Here is a 15,171-nt window from a genome sequence, read left to right as displayed (position 1 = left end):
CGAATTCCTACCAGGGACTCCAGCTGTCGGCGGACCCGCTCCCGGCGCCGGCGGCGCCCAGATGCCGCCGTGCCTGGCGGCGCTTGAAGAACACTTCCTCCACCGACATCGTCGGGGCGGCCTCGGTGATCGCCGTCAACCGCGCGTCGAGGTGGTGTTCGTGGATGTGCCACTGCAAACCGGCGCGTCGTTCGGCCGACAACCCGGCCCAGGCCGTGCCGAACCGCTGCTGCACGGCCGGATCGGCGACCGCGATGAGTTGCAGCAGCATCGGCCAGCCGTCGGATTCGGTGGCCCGCATCGGCAGATCCACCACATTCGCGTCCGGCATCTCGGCCAGCAGCCGCACGGTGCGCTGCTGGATCTCGGTGCTGGTGCGCGCGGCCAGTGCGAAGAAACCGCGCCAGTAGTTCGGTTCGGTGCGGCCGTTGAGCGCGGCCACGATCGCGGCCATCACGCCCTGTTCGGCGAACACCGGATTCCCGGCCATCCGGCCCAGCGCCTGGCGGCTCAGATTGCCGGTGAAGGTCAGGATGTCCGGGACCGAGCCGATCCGGATCGCATTGGTGATCAGGGTGCCGATGGCCGGTGGCGAGCCGACCGAGAACAGCACCTCGCCCACGGCGCGGATGATCTCCGGTTCGCACCGCGCGAAGATCGACAATCCGGCGCGTTGCAGATCCGGCGGCCCCGCCAGCACGGTGCGCACCAGCCGCGGAATTCGCTGCGACGGACCGGAAAGCAGTTGCCGCACAACGGCATTGACCGCCGTGGCGGAGTAGGCGTACGCGGACGCGTGGATCAGGCCCTCGTCATCGCGCGCGCCCAGTTCCAGCGCCTCGATCAACGTCGGGGTGGCGTAGTCCAGGAACGGCCCGACGGTGATGTAGTCGTGGCGGCGCAGGATCTCGTTGACGACCTGGACCAGCGGTTGCGGCGGCACGCCGTCCGCCAGATGCCCGACGGTCACCGGATCGATGTAGGGCACGCAGTCCGCGGCATACGAGGTGCCCAGCAGCGAGACGGTCTCCGCGGCCTTCTTCGGATGGTCCGCGCCGACGGCTCCCGCGGCGCGCCCGGTCATGGCGGGCGGCACGATTCGCTGGATCAACGGCATCGACACGCTCAGCGGAATGAACGGCACGAGTCGGCTGATGCGGCGGAAGGTCTCGGCGTGCTCGTCGAAGATGGTGCGGGACATGCGCTCCTGGAGTTCGTGCAACCGGTCCGGGCCGAGCTTTTCCAGATGCGCGAGCCGCTCCGGCGGTACGTGCAGGGTGCGGGCCAGCAGAATGATCTGAGCGCGAGTTACCAGACTGGTCATTGTGCGGTCATGTCTCCGAACATGATTCGCTTGGTCACCCCGCGGAACGGTTTGGGCAGCACCCCGACCATATCGTCGATCGCCGAGTTCAATGCGGCGGTCTCGACCTGACGCGCGTTGCGGAACAGGCTCAGCAGATCGGCTGCCTCCTGCTCGGACAGCATATCCAAGGCCGCGACGTGGCCGTCCAATTCCGCCGCGAGATCGGTTCTGGCACTCATGATTCTCCTGATTTACGCGTTGGGCTCGGGATTACCCACGTACGCGCACACGAATCATAAGAGTGCCAACCACTTTCATTGCCGGAAATGCTCTCGTGCGGGGTGATAGTGGTCACTGTCCGTGTCAGTGGACCGGACCGGTGTACTTCTCGCCGGGGCCGTTGCCGGGTTCGTCGGGGTGCGCGGAGGATTCGCGGAACGCGCGTTGCAGCGATTGCAGTCCGTCGCGCAGGGGACCGGCGTGCGGGCCCAGATATTCCACCGAGGCGGTGATCAGGCCGGCCAGCGCGGTGATCACCCGGCGGGCCTCGTCCAGATCGCGGCGGGGGCTGTTGTCCGGATCCGGATCGGCCAGGCCGAGCTTCTCCGCGGCCGAACTCATCAGCATGACCGCGGCCCGGCTGATCACCTCGACGGCGGGGATGTCGGCCAGTTCGCGGATGTCCGGTTCATCCGCGGCGGTGGTGGGCTCGCTCATGCCGGGTAGCATCGCATTTCGGCCGGTTGCGCAGGTCACGGGGATGCCGATTGGGAGTCTCGGGTACCGCGATGTTAGGCTGTACGGCGACGACCGCCCTGGGCTCAGAGCCCGGGGCAGTAAGTGGAGCCCGACTCCCACCGCCTGCCGGCCGACACGCCAGGCATAGCGGTCCGGTCACTCATCATGATGGATGAGTTTTCGTGCGCTGGTTCACCCGGTACACGACCGATGCGCGAGTGTGCGCATCGATGGCCGGTCGACATCGGGCCCCGTGACGGCGAAATACCGTGGCGGGGCTTTCGTGTTGGATATGGGGTTGCCATTACAGCGCGGTCGTTGGACGACACCGCTTGACCTAGGAGGCCCCATCAGCACTGAGACCCGCATCAACGATCGCATCCGCGTACCCGAGGTCCGCCTCATCGGACCGGGTGGTGAGCAGGTTGGGATCGTGCGTGTTGAAGATGCACTGCGCGTCGCCATGGAGGCGGATCTCGACCTGGTCGAGGTCGCGCCGGACGCGCGTCCGCCGGTGTGCAAGATCATGGACTACGGCAAGTTCAAGTACGAGACCGCGCAGAAGGCGCGCGAGTCCCGGAAGAACCAGGTCCAGACAGTGATCAAGGAGCAGAAGCTCCGACCGAAGATCGACGACCACGATTACGCGACCAAGCGCGGTCACGTGATGCGCTTCCTGGAGGCCGGGTCGAAGGTCAAGGTCACCATCATGTTCCGTGGTCGCGAGCAGTCGCGGCCCGAGCTCGGGTTCCGGTTGTTGCAGCGACTGGCTGCCGACGTGGCGGATCTGGGTTTCGTGGAGACTTCGGCCAAGCAGGACGGCCGGAATATGACGATGGTCCTCGCGCCGCACAAGGGCGCGAAGACGCGGGCCAAGGCGCAGCAGACGGTTTCCGCGCAGTCGAATGCTGCCCAGCAGCGTCCGGCAGCGCCGGAGACCGCGGCGGCCGCACCCGAGGCGCAAGCGGCGAACCCGCAGTAGAACCGATACAGCTCCGGTGGCAGCGTTAGTTTCCGCTGCCACCGGCACGAGACAGAACTGAGGAATCCATGCCGAAGATGAAGAGCCACAGCGGCGCCTCGAAGCGATTCAAGGTGTCCGGTCGCGGCAAGCTGCTGCGCCAGCAGGCCAACCGGCGCCACCTGCTCGAGCACAAGTCCAGCCGCCGGACTCGTCGTCTGGATGGCACGGAGGCCGTCGCGCCCGCCGACGTCCGTCGCGTCAAGAAGCTGCTCGGTATCTGAGTCAGCCTCGCGATCCGTTTTCTCGGACGCCAACAACCGACCACCTCCGGGCGCGGCGAGCGCCCCACGATTCAACAAGGACTGACCAGTGGCACGCGTCAAAAGGGCCGTCAACGCTCAGAAGAAGCGCCGTTCCGTTCTCGAGGCCTCCAAGGGTTACCGCGGGCAGCGCTCGCGGCTGTACCGCAAGGCCAAGGAACAGCAGCTGCACTCGCTCACCTACGCCTACCGCGACCGTCGCGCGCGCAAGGGTGACTTCCGCAAGCTGTGGATCGCGCGCATCAATGCGGCGGCACGCCTGAACGACATCACCTACAACCGCTTCATCCAGGGCCTCAAGGCCGCGGGTGTCGAGGTCGACCGCAAGATCCTGGCCGAGCTGGCCGTCTCCGACGCCGAGGCCTTCGCCGGCCTGGTGGCGGTGGCCAAGGCCGCGCTGCCCGAGGACGTCAACGCCCCCGCCGCCTGATTCGGCAACCGGCACTTGACCACTCAGCATCGGGAACGACCCGTGGACGCGCTCTCCGAGCGCAATCCGCGGGTCGTTTCCGCTGTCAAGCTGCATCGCGGCGCGCATCGCCGCAGGACCGGGCTGTTCCTTGCCGAGGGCGCGAATTCGGTTGCGGCGGCGTTGGATACGGGCCGGGTCGAGGAGTTGTTCTTTTCTCCCCGGGCCGCCGAACGCGAACACGAACTGGTCGCGGGAGCCGCCGCCACGGGTGTGCGCACGACGCTGGTGAGCGAGCGCGCCGCGGAGCATCTCGGTGAGACGGTGACCCCACCCGGCCTGGTCGCGATCTGCCGTCAGGTGGATGTTCCGCTGGCGCAGGTGCTTTCGCCGCCAAGCCCGGCCCGGGTTTCCGGCACGGATGTGCAGGGCCCCGAAGTGGTATTGCGCGAGGCCCACATCGGCGAGGGAGCGGTGGGCGGCGTGGCGGTGCGAGCGGGCGGGAACCGTGCCGGTGTGCAACAGCAGCCGCTGATGCTCGCGGTCCCGGTTGGTATCTCTGATCCGGGCAATGCCGGGACGTTGATTCGGGTGGCCGATGCGGTCGGCGCGAACGCTGTTGTCCTGGCCGGAGATTCGGTCGATCCGCACAACGGCAAATGCGTCCGGGCCTGCGCGGGAAGCCTTTTCCATGTCCCGATCGCCCGCGAACGCGACATCGACACGGTCTTGGCTGGTCTCGCCGCCTCCGGCATCAAGGTCCTGGCGACGACGGCACGCGGCGAGGTCGACCTGGACGACGCCGACGAGCTCCTGTCCGGTCCGGTCGCCTGGCTCTTCGGCAACGAAGCCCACGGCTTGGCCCCCGAGATCGCCGCCCGCGCCGACCATCGCATCCGCATCCCCATCCACGGCCGCGCCGAAAGCCTGAACCTCGCTGCCGCGGCGGCAATCTGCCTCTACGCGGGCGCACGAATCCAACACCGCTGACTCGTCGGGTGATCCACTGCGTCGGCGGACCGTTTCGTGACGGGTCTGCGGTGCGGATCGGGTGGTTGTTTCGGGGCTTTGTGCGCGGGTGTGAATTCTGTTCGCTGGTGGGATTGCGGGGGAGTCGGGGGAAGTAGTTGGTGGCCTAGGGTGTGGGGGGTGCGATTGCGACGGCTGGTGGGTTCGGGGCTGATTGTTGGGTTCGCTGTGGTGGGGGGTGTGGGGTGCACTGTGTCGGGGGCGGGGGCGACGTCGCAGTGTCGGGTTGATGGGTGTGTGATCACGTTCGATCGGGGAGTCAGTGCCAAGGCGAGTGTGTTGGGGGTGGAGGCGAAACTTGTTGCGGTGAACGGGGATACGGTTGTCTTGTCGGTGGCGGGGCAGGAGGTTTCGGTGCCTGTCGGGGAGACTCGGACCACTTCGGGGATGGGGGTGACCGTGCAGCAGGTTACCGAGGAGAAGGTGGTGGTTCGGGTGTCCAGCGGGATCGGTAACGGGAATTAGAGGTGCGCGGAAACCGGCCGGCCCGAGGGGGATCGGAGCGACCGGATCGGGGCGTGGTCAGTTCTCGAAGTAGTAGGGCTGGGCGAGGTCCTCGAGCAGGGTGGGGTGGGTGGGTTCCCAGCCGAGCAGTTCGCGGGCGGGGCCGCTGTCGCCGGTGAGGCTGGTGCCCCACATGGGGGCCAGCCAGCCGAAGTGGTCGGCGGCGTTTTCGTGGGGGATGGATGCGGTGGGGATGCCGAGCTTGTGGGCGATGGCTTCGGCGATGTCGCGGGTGGGGACGCCCGGTTCGGCGAGGGCGTGCAGGACGGTTCCGGCGGGGGCCTTGTCCACCGCGAGGCGGGCCAGGTGGGCGGCGTCGAGGCGGTGGGTTGCGGGCCAGGTGTGCGCGCCGTCGTCGATGTAGCCGGAAACGCCTTTCTCCCTGGCGGTTTCGACGAGGCGGCGGATGAAGCCGTGGTCGCCCTCGCCGTGCACGGTGGTGGGCAGGCCGAGTATCGCCGAGCGCACACCCCGGTCGGCCAGTTGGATGGTCGCGGCGGCGGTGGCCTGGCGGATCATCGGGCCGGTGGCCGCGCCGGGCTTGCCGGTGTCCAGGGGGACGAGTCCGGAAGCGATGAGCAGTAGCCGGTCCGAACCCGCGAGGACGTCGCCGAACAGATCGACCACCTCGCGGTCGATGCGCTGGTTCTCCTCGAATCGCGTGAAGTCGTGGATGAAAGCCAGATGGACGACGCCGTCGGCGGCCGCGGCAGCTGCGCGCAGGCTGTCGTGATCGTGCAGATCACCCCGCTGCACCTCGGCTCCCGCGGCAGTCAGGGCCGCGGCCGAGGCATCCGATCGGGCGAGGCCGACGATCTCGTGACCTGCGGCGATGAGTTCGGGAACGACGGCGGATCCGACCCAGCCGGATGCACCGGTGACGAACAGACGCATGAAACGAATACCTCCTGTGGTGACCGTGCGGGCGTCCGTGACGCCCTCCGGTACTGATGTCAGTTGATGACATCACTGTAGCAGTGATGTCAGTTGCTGTCATCATGTGAGGTCAGTGGATGACATCGCTTATCCTGAACGGATGGCTCGATGGGAACCGGATGGGCGCGGCCGCCTGGCGCAGGCGGCGCTGGATCTGTATCTGGAACGTGGCTTCGATCAGACGACGGTCGCGGAGATCGCCGAACGGGCCGGACTCACCGAACGCACCTTCTTCCGGCACTACGGAGACAAACGCGAGGTGCTGTTCGGCGGGCAGGAGGCGCTGCATGAACTCATCTCGACAACCATCGCCGAACAATCCGATTCGACCGCACCGATGGTGGCGATGGGCGCCGCGCTGACGGCGTTCGCCGAATTGCTCACCCAGCGAAGGGATTTCGCCCGGCAGCGGCAGATCGTGATCGACGCCAATCCCTCGCTCCAGGAACGCGAGCTGATCAAGCTCACCTCGCTCGCGGCGACCGCCGCCGGTACTCTGCGCGATCGAGGCGTCACCGAACCCGCCGCGAGCCTGGCCGCCGAGGCGGGGGTGGCGGCGTTCCGGATCGCGTTCGCCCGTTGGATCCAGGCCGACGACCGGGGGCTGCCCGAATTTCTGACCGAGGCGTTGCGGGTGCTCGAAACGGTAACGGCCGGAAGATGATCGAGACTCCGGGCGTCGGAGGTCCGGACGATACCGTGCTGATGTGATACACGGTGGTGCCGGCTCAGGCGCGGCGGGCGTTGCGGGCGGTACCGCGGTGGGCGGTGACGGTGGTGGGGTCCTCGGGCCAGGAGTGTTTGGGGTAGCGGCCGCGTAGGTCGGCGCGGACCTGCGGCCAGCCGGTTTGCCAGAAGGATGCCAGATCGGCGGTCACCGCGACCGGGCGTTGCGCGGGGGAGAGCAGGTGCAGCAGGATCGGTGCTCGTCCGTCGGCGAGGCGGGGCGTGTCCGTCCAGCCGAAGACCTCCTGCACCTTCACCGCCAGGACCGGGGGATCGGCGGCGTAGTCCAAGCGTAAGTTGCTGCCGGAGGGGACCTGGATGCGGTCGGGGGCAAGTTCGTCCAGGCGTGCGGCCTCGGGCCAGGGGAGCAGGCGGCGTAGGGCTTGGACGGTGTCGATGCGTTCGAGGTCGGCGCGGCGGCGGGCGGTCGCGAGTTCGGGGCCGAGCCAGGCGTCGAGGGCGGCGAGCAGGGCTTCGTCGTCGACGCGCGGCCAAGGGGCGCCGAGGGTGCGATGCAGGAAGTCCAGGCGGTTCCGCAGGTCCGTCGAGTCCGAATTCCAGTGCAGCAGGCCGAGTCCGGTCGATTGCAGACCGGAATGTATTGCCGCGCTGAGCAGCTGCGGATCCGGATCGCGAAGAGGGCGCTCCGACAAGGTGATCGCGCCGAGTCGCTCGATTCGCCGGGCGACAACCTCGCCGTCGATCCAGACCACCTCGTCGGCGCGGGTGCACAGATTCGGTGCGGCTTCGCGGGCGAGTTGCTCGTCGGCGACGGCGGCCGCGCGGATGCGTCCCTCGACACGGCCCGGGTCCCGTGTCGCCACCGCGACCGCCAGCCACTCCGCGTCGCCGAGGCCGGAACCGGGCGGCAGTGTCACGGCCGTGCCGTTCGCCATGAGATAGCTCGCAGACCCCGCAGTGCGACGTCGTGCCAGACGTTCCGGATGGGCCAGGGCGATGATGAGCGCGGGATCATCGGGCTTCGCGGCCTTACCGGACGATCTGTCTTCCGCGCGGGTCTGCCCGTTGATCTCACCCGCGAGCCTGGTCAGTCGCTCGACCTCACGCCGCCAGCGGTCTGGACGGTCGCGACGCAGAGTGCGCAAGCCGACGACGAGATCTATTGCGGGCGTGAGTGTTCCATCGTCCAACAGGGTGACAACCTCGGCCGCGGTCCGCGCGCCGACCTCGTTCGCGCCGTCCAGCAACGCGCGGGCCAGTCGTGGATGCAGCCCCACCCGGGACAGCCGCCGCCCGCGATCGGTCACCGCACCGGAATCGTCCACAGCGCCCAACGCGCGCAACACTTCTCGACCCGCGGCCAGTCCGCCGGGCGGCGGATCGTCCCACCAGGCCAGCCCATGCCCGTCGGGGGTGCCCCAGCAGGCCAGCTCGAGCGCCAGGCGCGTCAGATCGGCCGTGCGGATCTCCGGGTCGGGATAGGCGGGCAGGGTGGAGTGTTCGTGTTCGGGCCAGCATCGCCACGCCCGGCCCGGTCCCTGCCGCCCGGCGCGCCCGGCGCGTTGTTCGGCGACCGCCGCCGAAACCCGAACCGTCGCAAGGCCGGACATGCCGCGCGCGCGATCGATCCGGGGGACGCGGGCGAGTCCGGAATCCACCACCGCGCGCACGCCCGGCACCGTCAGGCTGGATTCGGCCACGGCCGTGGACAGCACCACGCGGCGACGCGGGCCGGGACGGAGTGCGGCATCCTGTCCGGCGGCCGTGAGTCTGCCGTGCAGGGCGAGGACGTCGATATCGGGCAGATCCGACAGCAGTTGGGCGGTGCGGCGGATCTCGGCGGCACCGGGCAGGAAGACCAGCACGTCACCGGGTGTGCCGTCGAGTGCGGCCCGGGTCGCGCGGGCCACCTGGGCCTCGGTGCGTTCGCGCGGCAGGGCGGGAAGGTAGGTGAGATCGACCGGGTAGGCCCGCGCCTGGACCTCGAGTACGGGTGCGGGTCCGTCGTTACCGAGCAGTGTCGCGAGTCGATCCGTGGCCACGGTGGCCGATGTGGCCAACACCCGCAGATCCGGCAGCAGCCCGGCCCGCGCGTCGAGTAGCAGCGCCAACAGCAGATCCGCGTCCAGATGACGTTCGTGGCATTCGTCCAGCACGACCACGTCCACCCCGGCCAGTTCGGGATCGCTCTGCAACCGCCGCACCAGCAACCCGGAAGTGACCACCTCGATCCGGGTATCCGCACTCACCCGCCGATCACCGCGCACCGAATAGCCGACGGTCCGGCCCACGGTTTCGCCCAGCAGCGCGGCCATCCGAGCGGCCGCGGCCCGGGTGGCGAGCCGCCGCGGTTCGGCGACCACGACGCGACCGGGCGTCGCCGCGGCCAGCGCGAGCGGGACCAGCGTCGTCTTTCCGGTACCCGGCGGGGCGACCAGAACCGCGGTCTCGTGCCGCGCCAGCGTCGCGACGATGCGATCCAGCGCCTCGCGGACCGGCAGATCGGGAAGTTCGGGCAATTCCATCGTCGTTCAGTCTGCCGGGCCGGTGAACTCCATCGCGCTCGGCGTCTCCCGGAGTTCGGGTCAGTAGTCGATATCGTCCAGTAGCGGGTGGCCGACCGAGTCGCGGGCGACCCAGCCTGCGAAACGCCTGATGACACTGGACGCGCCGGTGCTCGGCCGAGTAGTCACGGGTGGACCGTATCGGGCGGGTCGCGCGCGCGTGCTCGCGGCGCGGAAAGTCGGGTGAACCGGGGCGGGCGCATCGCCTACGATTCGACCAGCAACAATGTCAGTGCAGACCCATGTGAGTACAGACCCGAAACCCAGGGGAGAGACGAACCATCGTGGCCGAGGACAACGCACGAGCCGACCAGGATCCGGCAGCGCAGGCGGAACTGAGCGAGGAATCGCTGAGCGCCGCGGCCGAGGCGGCGGAGAAGGCATTTGCCGCGGCCGCGGATCTGGACGCGCTCGCGGCCGCGAAGACCGAGCACATGAGCGGTAAGTCGGCGATCTCGCTGGCGCAGCGCTCGCTGGGCGGCCTACCCAAGCAGGACAAGGCCGATGCCGGGAAGCGCGTGAACGTCGCGCGGACGCGGGTGAGCGAGGCGTTCGAGGCGCGCCGGGCCGAACTGCTGGCCGAGCGCGACGCCGCGGTGCTGGTCGCCGAGGCCATCGACGTGACGCTCCCGGCCCGCCGCGAGCCGGTCGGCGCGCGGCATCCGATCACCGTCATCTCCGAGCAGGTCGCCGATGTGTTCGTCGGCATGGGCTGGGAGGTCGCCGAGGGGCCGGAGGTGGAGACCGAGCACTTCAACTTCGACGCGCTGAACTTCCTGCCCGATCACCCCGCGCGCACGATGCAGGACACTTTTCACGTCGCGCGCTTCACTTGGGCGCCCGAGGCGGGGCCTGCGGGGTTACGCTCCGCTGCCGCCTCCGGCCCTGACGCCTCGGACGCAGCGGGTTCGCGTCAGGTGCTGCGCACGCACACCTCCCCGGTCCAGGTGCGGTCGCTGCTCTCGCGCGAGCTGCCCATCTACGTGGTGTGCCCCGGTCGCACCTTCCGTACCGACGAACTCGACGCGACGCACACCCCGGTGTTCTCCCAGGTCGAGGGCCTGGCCGTGGACAAGGGCCTGACCATGGCGCATCTGCGCGGCACGCTGGACGCGTTCGCGCGGGCGCTGTTCGGCCCCGAGACGCGAACTCGTATGCGGCCCAACTACTTCCCCTTCACCGAACCCTCGGCCGAGGTGGACGTGTGGTTCCCGGACAAGAAGGGCGGCGCGGGCTGGGTCGAGTGGGGTGGCTGCGGCATGGTCAACCCGAAGGTGTTGATCGCCAGCGGTATCGACCCCGAGGTGTACACCGGCTTCGCCTTCGGTATGGGTCTCGAGCGAACCCTCCAGTTCCGCAACGGAATTCCGGATATGCGCGACATCGTCGAGGGCGACGTGCGATTCACGCTGCCGTTCGGCGTCCAGTCCTGACCGTCGCGGCCCGCGACATCCGCACACCACCCGCACCCGCGAGCGGCGGGCACACGAGAAAGCGAAAAGACCAGTGCGAGTAGCGCAGTCCTGGCTGACGGAAATCCTGCAGCGTGCCACCCCCGAGTGGTCGGTGACGCCGGAGGAACTGGACGCGGGCTTCGTCCGGGTCGGTCTCGAGGTCGAGGAACTCGACGAACTCCAGCGGGTCACCGGTGATATCGAACATCCGCTGGTGGTCGGCCGCGTCGCCGAGATCACCGAGCTGACCGAGTTCAAGAAGCCGATCCGGTTCTGCAAGGTCGACGTGGGCAACCCGGAGTTGCAGGAGATCGTCTGCGGCGCACGGAATTTCGCGGTCGGTGACCTGGTCGTGGTGGTGCTGCCCGGCGGTGTGCTGCCCGGCGGGTTCACGATCAGCTCGCGCAAGACCTACGGCCACGTGTCCAACGGCATGATCTGCTCGGTCGCCGAACTCGGTATCGGCAAGGATCATTCGGGCATCCTGGTGCTCGAGCCGGGGACCGCCGAACCGGGCACCGACGCGAACGAGTTGCTGGGCCTGGACGATACGGTGATCGAACTCAACATCACCCCCGACCGCGGCTACTGCTTCTCGGTGCGCGGCCTGGCCCGCGAACTGGCCTGCGGTTTCGATCTGGAGTACGCCGATCCGGCGGTGCGCACCCTGCCCGACGACGAGGCCGACGCGTGGTCGATCCGGGTCGAATCCGATTCCGGCTGTACACGTTTCGCGGCGCGACGGGTCACCGGCATCGATCCGGCGGCGGTGAGCCCGTGGTGGTTGCAGCGGCGGCTGCTGCTGGCCGGGGTACGGCCGATCTCGCCCGCGGTCGATGTGACCAACTACGTGATGCTCGAACTCGGGCAGCCGCTGCACGCCTTCGACGCCGCGAAAGTCACCGGGCCGCTGGTGGTTCGGCGCGCGAACAAGGGTGAGACGCTGCGCACCCTGGACGAGACCGAGCGGGTCCTGGACGCCGCGGACACCGTGATCGCCGACGATTCGGGCGTGCTGTCGCTGGCCGGGATCATGGGCGGCGCGTCCACCGAGGTGAGCCCGGAATCCACCGACATCCTGCTCGAGGCCGCCACCTGGAATCCGCTCGCGGTCTACCGCACCGCGCGGCGGCACAAGCTGACGTCCGAGGCGGGCCGCCGCTACGAGCGTGTGGTCGATCCCGAGGTGAATGTCGCCGCGCTCGATCGGGCGGCGTCGCTGCTGGCCGAGATCACCGGTGGCACAGTCGAATCCGCGTTGACCGACGTGCGCCTGCCGGTGCCGGCGGTGGCGCCGATCCGGATGGATCTGGACCTGCCCGACCGCATCGCCGGGGTGAACTACCCGAACGGCACCGCCGCGCGGCGGCTGGCGCAGATCGGGTGCGGCGTCGACGTCGATGTCAGCGAGAGCGGACACGGTCAGCTCGTGGTGACCCCGCCGAGCTGGCGTCCGGATCTGGCCCAGCCCGCCGACCTGGTCGAGGAGGTGCTGCGGCTGGAGGGGCTCGAGCAGATCCCCTCGGTGCTGCCGACCGCGCCCGCGGGCCGGGGATTCACGCCCGCGCAACGTCGTCGGCGGGCGGTCAGCCGAGCGCTGGCGTTCTCGGGATGTGTCGAGGCGCCGGTGCCGATCTTCATGCCGTCCGGGGCGTTCGACGTGTGGGGGCTGCCCACCGACGACGTGCGCCGCGGCGCCATGCGGGTGCTCAATCCGCTGGACGTCGAGCGGGCCGAGTTGGCCACGACGCTGCTGCCCGGACTACTGGAAGTGGCCGCGCGCAACATTTCTCGCGGTGCGCGGGATCTGGCGATCTACGGCATCGAACAGGTGGTGCTGCCCGGACCGAAGACCGGTCCGGTCGCGGAACTGCCGGTGGATCGGCGGCCGACCGACGAGCAGATCGCGACGTTGATCGAATCGCTGCCCGCGCAGCCGGTGCACATCGCGGCGGTGCTCACCGGACGCCGGGAACCGCGTGGTCCGTGGGGTGCCGGGCGGGCGGTGGAGGCGGCGGATGCCTTCGCGCTCGCCGACGCGGTCGCCGACGCCGCCGGGGTGCGGATCGAGCGTCGGGCGGCGGCGTATCTGCCGTTCCATCCGGGGCGTTGCGCGGAGCTGGTCGTGGACGGCGCGGTCGTGGGGCATGCGGGCGAGTTGCATCCCGCGGTGCTCGAACGTGCCGGTCTGCCGCCGCGCACCTGTGCGCTGGAACTGGATCTGGACGCGCTGCCGTTGCGCGAAACCCGGCCCGCGCCGAGGATTTCGCCGTTCCCGGCGGTATTGCAGGACGTGTCGGTGAGCGTCGAACGTTCGATCCCTGCCGACACGCTGGAATCGGCGTTGCGCGCGGGTGCGGGTGAGCTGCTCGAGGACATCGCCCTGTTCGACGTCTACGAGGGCGCGCAGGCCGGTGAGGGTCGCAAATCCCTCACCTACGCGCTGCGTTTCCGCGCCGCCGACCGGACGTTGACCGAGGACGAGGCCAGCGCCGCGCGGGATGCCGCGGTCGAGGCCGCCGCCGAATCCGTCGGAGCGGTGCTGCGCGCCTGATTCGAGGCCGGGTGCGAGGTAGGTTTCTCGGGGACACGGGCAAATCTCGCGTGCCCTGTGACACCCGGTACGTGGCGGTTAAGCTCGGCCGATGAGTGTGTCCCGGAATCTCGTGCGTCGTGGTGTGCTGGCCGCCGCGTTGGTGCTGGTCGCGGCCGGTTGCGGGCAGCAGGGGCAGTCGGCGGCCCCGTCGCCTGCGCGGGCCGTGCCGGTGTCCGGTGCGACGCCGACGACGCACACGGTCGGACAGCCGGTGAACTACGACGGCGGGAATGCCGGGCTTCCGGCGGGGGTGCCCGTGCCGCCCGCCGGGACCGATCAGCTGGTGACGGTGCTGGTGGCGGGGCCCGGTAGTACGAGCGGCTCGTTGCAGGCGTGGCAGCGGTCGGGGGCCGGGTGGACGAGTGCCCTTGCGCCCGTGCAGGTTCGGGTCGGTACCCAGGGTGTCGGGCAGACGCGAGAGGGGATGAACCGGACGCCGCTGGGCACCTTCGGGTTGCCGTCGGCCTTCGGGCGGCAGGCGAATCCGGGGACGCGGATGCCGTATCGGCAGATCGGCGCCAGCGACTGGTGGGTCAGCGATACGAACAGCGCGCAGTACAACACCTATCAGCACTGCGCGCCCGGGACCTGCCCGTTCGACGAGGGGGCCGGTGAGAACCTGGGCCGGGTCGGCACCAGCTACGACTACGCGATCGTCATCGGCTACAACACCGCACCGGTGCGCCGGGGCGCGGGTTCGGCCTTCTTCGTCCACGTGGACGCCGGGATCCCATCGCAGGGATGTGTGGAGACACCGCGTAATTCGGTAGTGGCACTGTTGAAATGGCTCGATCCGAGTCGTCGTCCGAACATCACCATCGGATATCGTTGAATCGTTCACAGCTGCGGAAGGGAGGGATATGAGACATCCTGCGACGCGAATTCTCAATGCTCTGACCTTCCTGCCCGAGCGGGAGATCACGGTGACGCCCGCGCGGTTCGGGCTCGAGTACGAGGATCTGTATTTCACCGCCGCGGACGGCACGCTCGTCAACGGGTGGTTCGTGCGGGCGGCGAATCCGTTGGGGCACATCCTGTTCGCGCACGGTAACGCGGGCAATATCGGTGATCGGTCGCCGGTGCTGGCGTTGCTGGCGGCGGCCGGATTCGATGTGCTGGTGTTCGACTATCGCGGATTCGGCCGTAGCGCGGGGCATCCCGACGAGCACGGGATGTATCTGGATGCCCGGGCCGCGCGCGACGCGCTGCTCGCCCGGCCGGGTGTGGACCCGAATCGTGTTGTGTACCTGGGTAAATCGCTCGGCGGCGGCGTGATGACGGAGTTGGCCTCGTGCTATCCGCCCGCCGCGCTGGTGCTGATGTCCACCTTCACCAGCCTGCGGGACGCGGCGGGCGTGGTCTACCCCTACATCCCGAGACTCGTTGTCCCCGATGCCTTTCCGAGCCTGCGCCGGATCCGGTCGCTGCGCGCGCCGGTACTGGTCATGCACGGTGACGAGGACGAGTTGCTGCCGGTGCGGATGGGACACGAATTGTACGCGGCCGCACCGGAACCCAAGCGGCTGCACATCTATCCCGGGGCCGGGCACAACGATCTGATCGTGATTCCCGGGTGGGCGCGGACGGTCGCGGACTGGGTGCGTACGGTACTTGCCGAGCGGGCCGTGGCCGATCCGCCGTCAGCCTGAGCGCACGCCGGGTGG

General features: G+C 69.0%; 16 protein-coding genes. 10 read left to right on the top strand and 6 right to left on the bottom strand.

The genetic code is table 11. The features are described from left to right. Positions 1 to 7 precede the first annotated feature (7 nt). The 3 genes from NRB20_RS20990 to NRB20_RS20980 form a co-directional block, all read right to left on the bottom strand. Positions 8 to 1,324, bottom strand: coding sequence for a hypothetical protein (locus NRB20_RS20990; RefSeq protein ID WP_153411869.1), 1,317 nt, complete (start codon positions 1,322 to 1,324; stop codon positions 8 to 10). Continuing rightward, positions 1,321 to 1,545 (bottom strand): hypothetical protein, encoded by a 225-nt coding sequence (locus NRB20_RS20985; protein WP_153411868.1) that lies wholly within the window; start codon positions 1,543 to 1,545, stop codon positions 1,321 to 1,323. The genes NRB20_RS20990 and NRB20_RS20985 overlap by 4 nt, the downstream gene beginning before the upstream one ends. Before the next feature lie 124 nt (positions 1,546 to 1,669). Continuing rightward, on the bottom strand, positions 1,670 to 2,023 hold the full coding sequence (locus NRB20_RS20980; protein ID WP_153411867.1) for a DUF1844 domain-containing protein: 354 nt from the start codon (positions 2,021 to 2,023) through the stop codon (positions 1,670 to 1,672). Between the two features lie 313 nt (positions 2,024 to 2,336). On the opposite strand from NRB20_RS20980, the gene infC reads away from it, so the two are divergent. The 5 genes from infC (at position 2,337) to NRB20_RS20955 (ending at position 5,231) form a co-directional block, all read left to right on the top strand. Continuing rightward, positions 2,337 to 3,026 (top strand): translation initiation factor IF-3, encoded by a 690-nt coding sequence (infC, locus tag NRB20_RS20975; protein WP_153412054.1) that lies wholly within the window; start codon positions 2,337 to 2,339, stop codon positions 3,024 to 3,026. A 68-nt stretch (positions 3,027 to 3,094) separates the two neighbouring features. After that, positions 3,095 to 3,289, top strand: coding sequence for a 50S ribosomal protein L35 (gene rpmI / locus NRB20_RS20970; RefSeq protein WP_040821367.1), 195 nt, complete (start codon positions 3,095 to 3,097; stop codon positions 3,287 to 3,289). An 88-nt stretch (positions 3,290 to 3,377) separates the two neighbouring features. Next, positions 3,378 to 3,758 carry a 50S ribosomal protein L20 gene (gene rplT, locus NRB20_RS20965; RefSeq protein ID WP_025348785.1) on the top strand — a complete coding sequence of 127 codons (381 nt, stop codon included), beginning with the start codon at positions 3,378 to 3,380 and terminating at the stop codon, positions 3,756 to 3,758. 42 nt (positions 3,759 to 3,800) lie between these two features. After that, a complete protein-coding gene (locus NRB20_RS20960) occupies positions 3,801 to 4,727 on the top strand; it encodes a TrmH family RNA methyltransferase (protein ID WP_319945201.1) in 927 nt (308 codons plus the stop codon). A gap of 276 nt (positions 4,728 to 5,003) precedes the next feature. Further along, complete coding sequence (locus NRB20_RS20955; RefSeq protein WP_227833723.1) at positions 5,004 to 5,231, top strand: hypothetical protein; 228 nt, start codon at positions 5,004 to 5,006, stop codon at positions 5,229 to 5,231. Between the two features lie 57 nt (positions 5,232 to 5,288). Here the strand turns inward: NRB20_RS20955 and NRB20_RS20950 are convergent, their stop codons facing one another. Continuing rightward, the gene (locus tag NRB20_RS20950; protein ID WP_153411865.1) at positions 5,289 to 6,164 is read right to left on the bottom strand and encodes an SDR family oxidoreductase; all 876 of its coding nucleotides are present in this window, start codon (positions 6,162 to 6,164) and stop codon (positions 5,289 to 5,291) included. A 142-nt stretch (positions 6,165 to 6,306) separates the two neighbouring features. On the opposite strand from NRB20_RS20950, the gene NRB20_RS20945 reads away from it, so the two are divergent. Next, positions 6,307 to 6,870 (top strand): TetR family transcriptional regulator, encoded by a 564-nt coding sequence (locus NRB20_RS20945; protein WP_153411864.1) that lies wholly within the window; start codon positions 6,307 to 6,309, stop codon positions 6,868 to 6,870. Between the two features lie 64 nt (positions 6,871 to 6,934). Here NRB20_RS20945 and hrpB read toward each other — a convergent pair whose 3' ends face one another. After that, entirely contained in the window at positions 6,935 to 9,418 is a 2,484-nt protein-coding gene (gene hrpB / locus NRB20_RS20940; protein WP_194289949.1) for an ATP-dependent helicase HrpB, read from the bottom strand. Positions 9,419 to 9,478: 60 nt separating this feature from the next. Beyond that, entirely contained in the window at positions 9,479 to 9,586 is a 108-nt protein-coding gene (locus NRB20_RS39775; RefSeq protein WP_454786546.1) for a DUF7677 family protein, read from the bottom strand. Between the two features lie 155 nt (positions 9,587 to 9,741). Between NRB20_RS39775 and pheS the strand changes: the two genes are divergently transcribed. From pheS to NRB20_RS20920, 4 genes are all read left to right on the top strand, one after another. After that, complete coding sequence (pheS, locus tag NRB20_RS20935) at positions 9,742 to 10,890, top strand: phenylalanine--tRNA ligase subunit alpha (RefSeq protein WP_319945200.1); 1,149 nt, start codon at positions 9,742 to 9,744, stop codon at positions 10,888 to 10,890. A gap of 73 nt (positions 10,891 to 10,963) precedes the next feature. Then, positions 10,964 to 13,465, top strand: a complete 2,502-nt coding sequence (pheT, locus tag NRB20_RS20930; RefSeq protein ID WP_319945199.1) for a phenylalanine--tRNA ligase subunit beta — start codon at positions 10,964 to 10,966, stop codon at positions 13,463 to 13,465. Between the two features lie 91 nt (positions 13,466 to 13,556). Then, positions 13,557 to 14,339 carry a L,D-transpeptidase family protein gene (locus tag NRB20_RS20925; RefSeq protein WP_194289948.1) on the top strand — a complete coding sequence of 261 codons (783 nt, stop codon included), beginning with the start codon at positions 13,557 to 13,559 and terminating at the stop codon, positions 14,337 to 14,339. Positions 14,340 to 14,367: 28 nt separating this feature from the next. Further along, positions 14,368 to 15,156, top strand: a complete 789-nt coding sequence (locus NRB20_RS20920; protein ID WP_153411863.1) for an alpha/beta hydrolase — start codon at positions 14,368 to 14,370, stop codon at positions 15,154 to 15,156. The last annotated feature ends 15 nt before the right edge of the window (positions 15,157 to 15,171 follow it).

It is taken from the genome of Nocardia macrotermitis (genome assembly GCF_009604405.1).
Classification (GTDB): Bacteria; Actinomycetota; Actinomycetes; order Mycobacteriales; family Mycobacteriaceae; genus Nocardia; species Nocardia macrotermitis.
The sequence above is the reverse complement of the archived record's forward strand: the minus strand, read 5'-3'. Positions and strand labels throughout refer to the sequence as shown.

Excerpts from the sequence above, each read along its gene's own strand:
- NRB20_RS20990 (WP_153411869.1), bottom strand. The coding sequence starts at position 1,324 with ATGACCAGTCTGGTAACTCGCGCTCAGATCATTCTGCTGGCCCGCACC.
- rpmI (WP_040821367.1), top strand. The coding sequence starts at position 3,095 with ATGCCGAAGATGAAGAGCCACAGCGGCGCCTCGAAGCGATTCAAGGTG.
- hrpB (WP_194289949.1), bottom strand. The coding sequence starts at position 9,418 with ATGGAATTGCCCGAACTTCCCGATCTGCCGGTCCGCGAGGCGCTGGAT.
- NRB20_RS20920 (WP_153411863.1), top strand. The coding sequence starts at position 14,368 with ATGAGACATCCTGCGACGCGAATTCTCAATGCTCTGACCTTCCTGCCC.
- infC (WP_153412054.1), top strand. The coding sequence starts at position 2,337 with ATGGGGTTGCCATTACAGCGCGGTCGTTGGACGACACCGCTTGACCTA.
- NRB20_RS20925 (WP_194289948.1), top strand. The coding sequence starts at position 13,557 with ATGAGTGTGTCCCGGAATCTCGTGCGTCGTGGTGTGCTGGCCGCCGCG.
- NRB20_RS20985 (WP_153411868.1), bottom strand. The coding sequence starts at position 1,545 with ATGAGTGCCAGAACCGATCTCGCGGCGGAATTGGACGGCCACGTCGCG.
- NRB20_RS20950 (WP_153411865.1), bottom strand. The coding sequence starts at position 6,164 with ATGCGTCTGTTCGTCACCGGTGCATCCGGCTGGGTCGGATCCGCCGTC.
- NRB20_RS20945 (WP_153411864.1), top strand. The coding sequence starts at position 6,307 with ATGGCTCGATGGGAACCGGATGGGCGCGGCCGCCTGGCGCAGGCGGCG.
- NRB20_RS20980 (WP_153411867.1), bottom strand. The coding sequence starts at position 2,023 with ATGAGCGAGCCCACCACCGCCGCGGATGAACCGGACATCCGCGAACTG.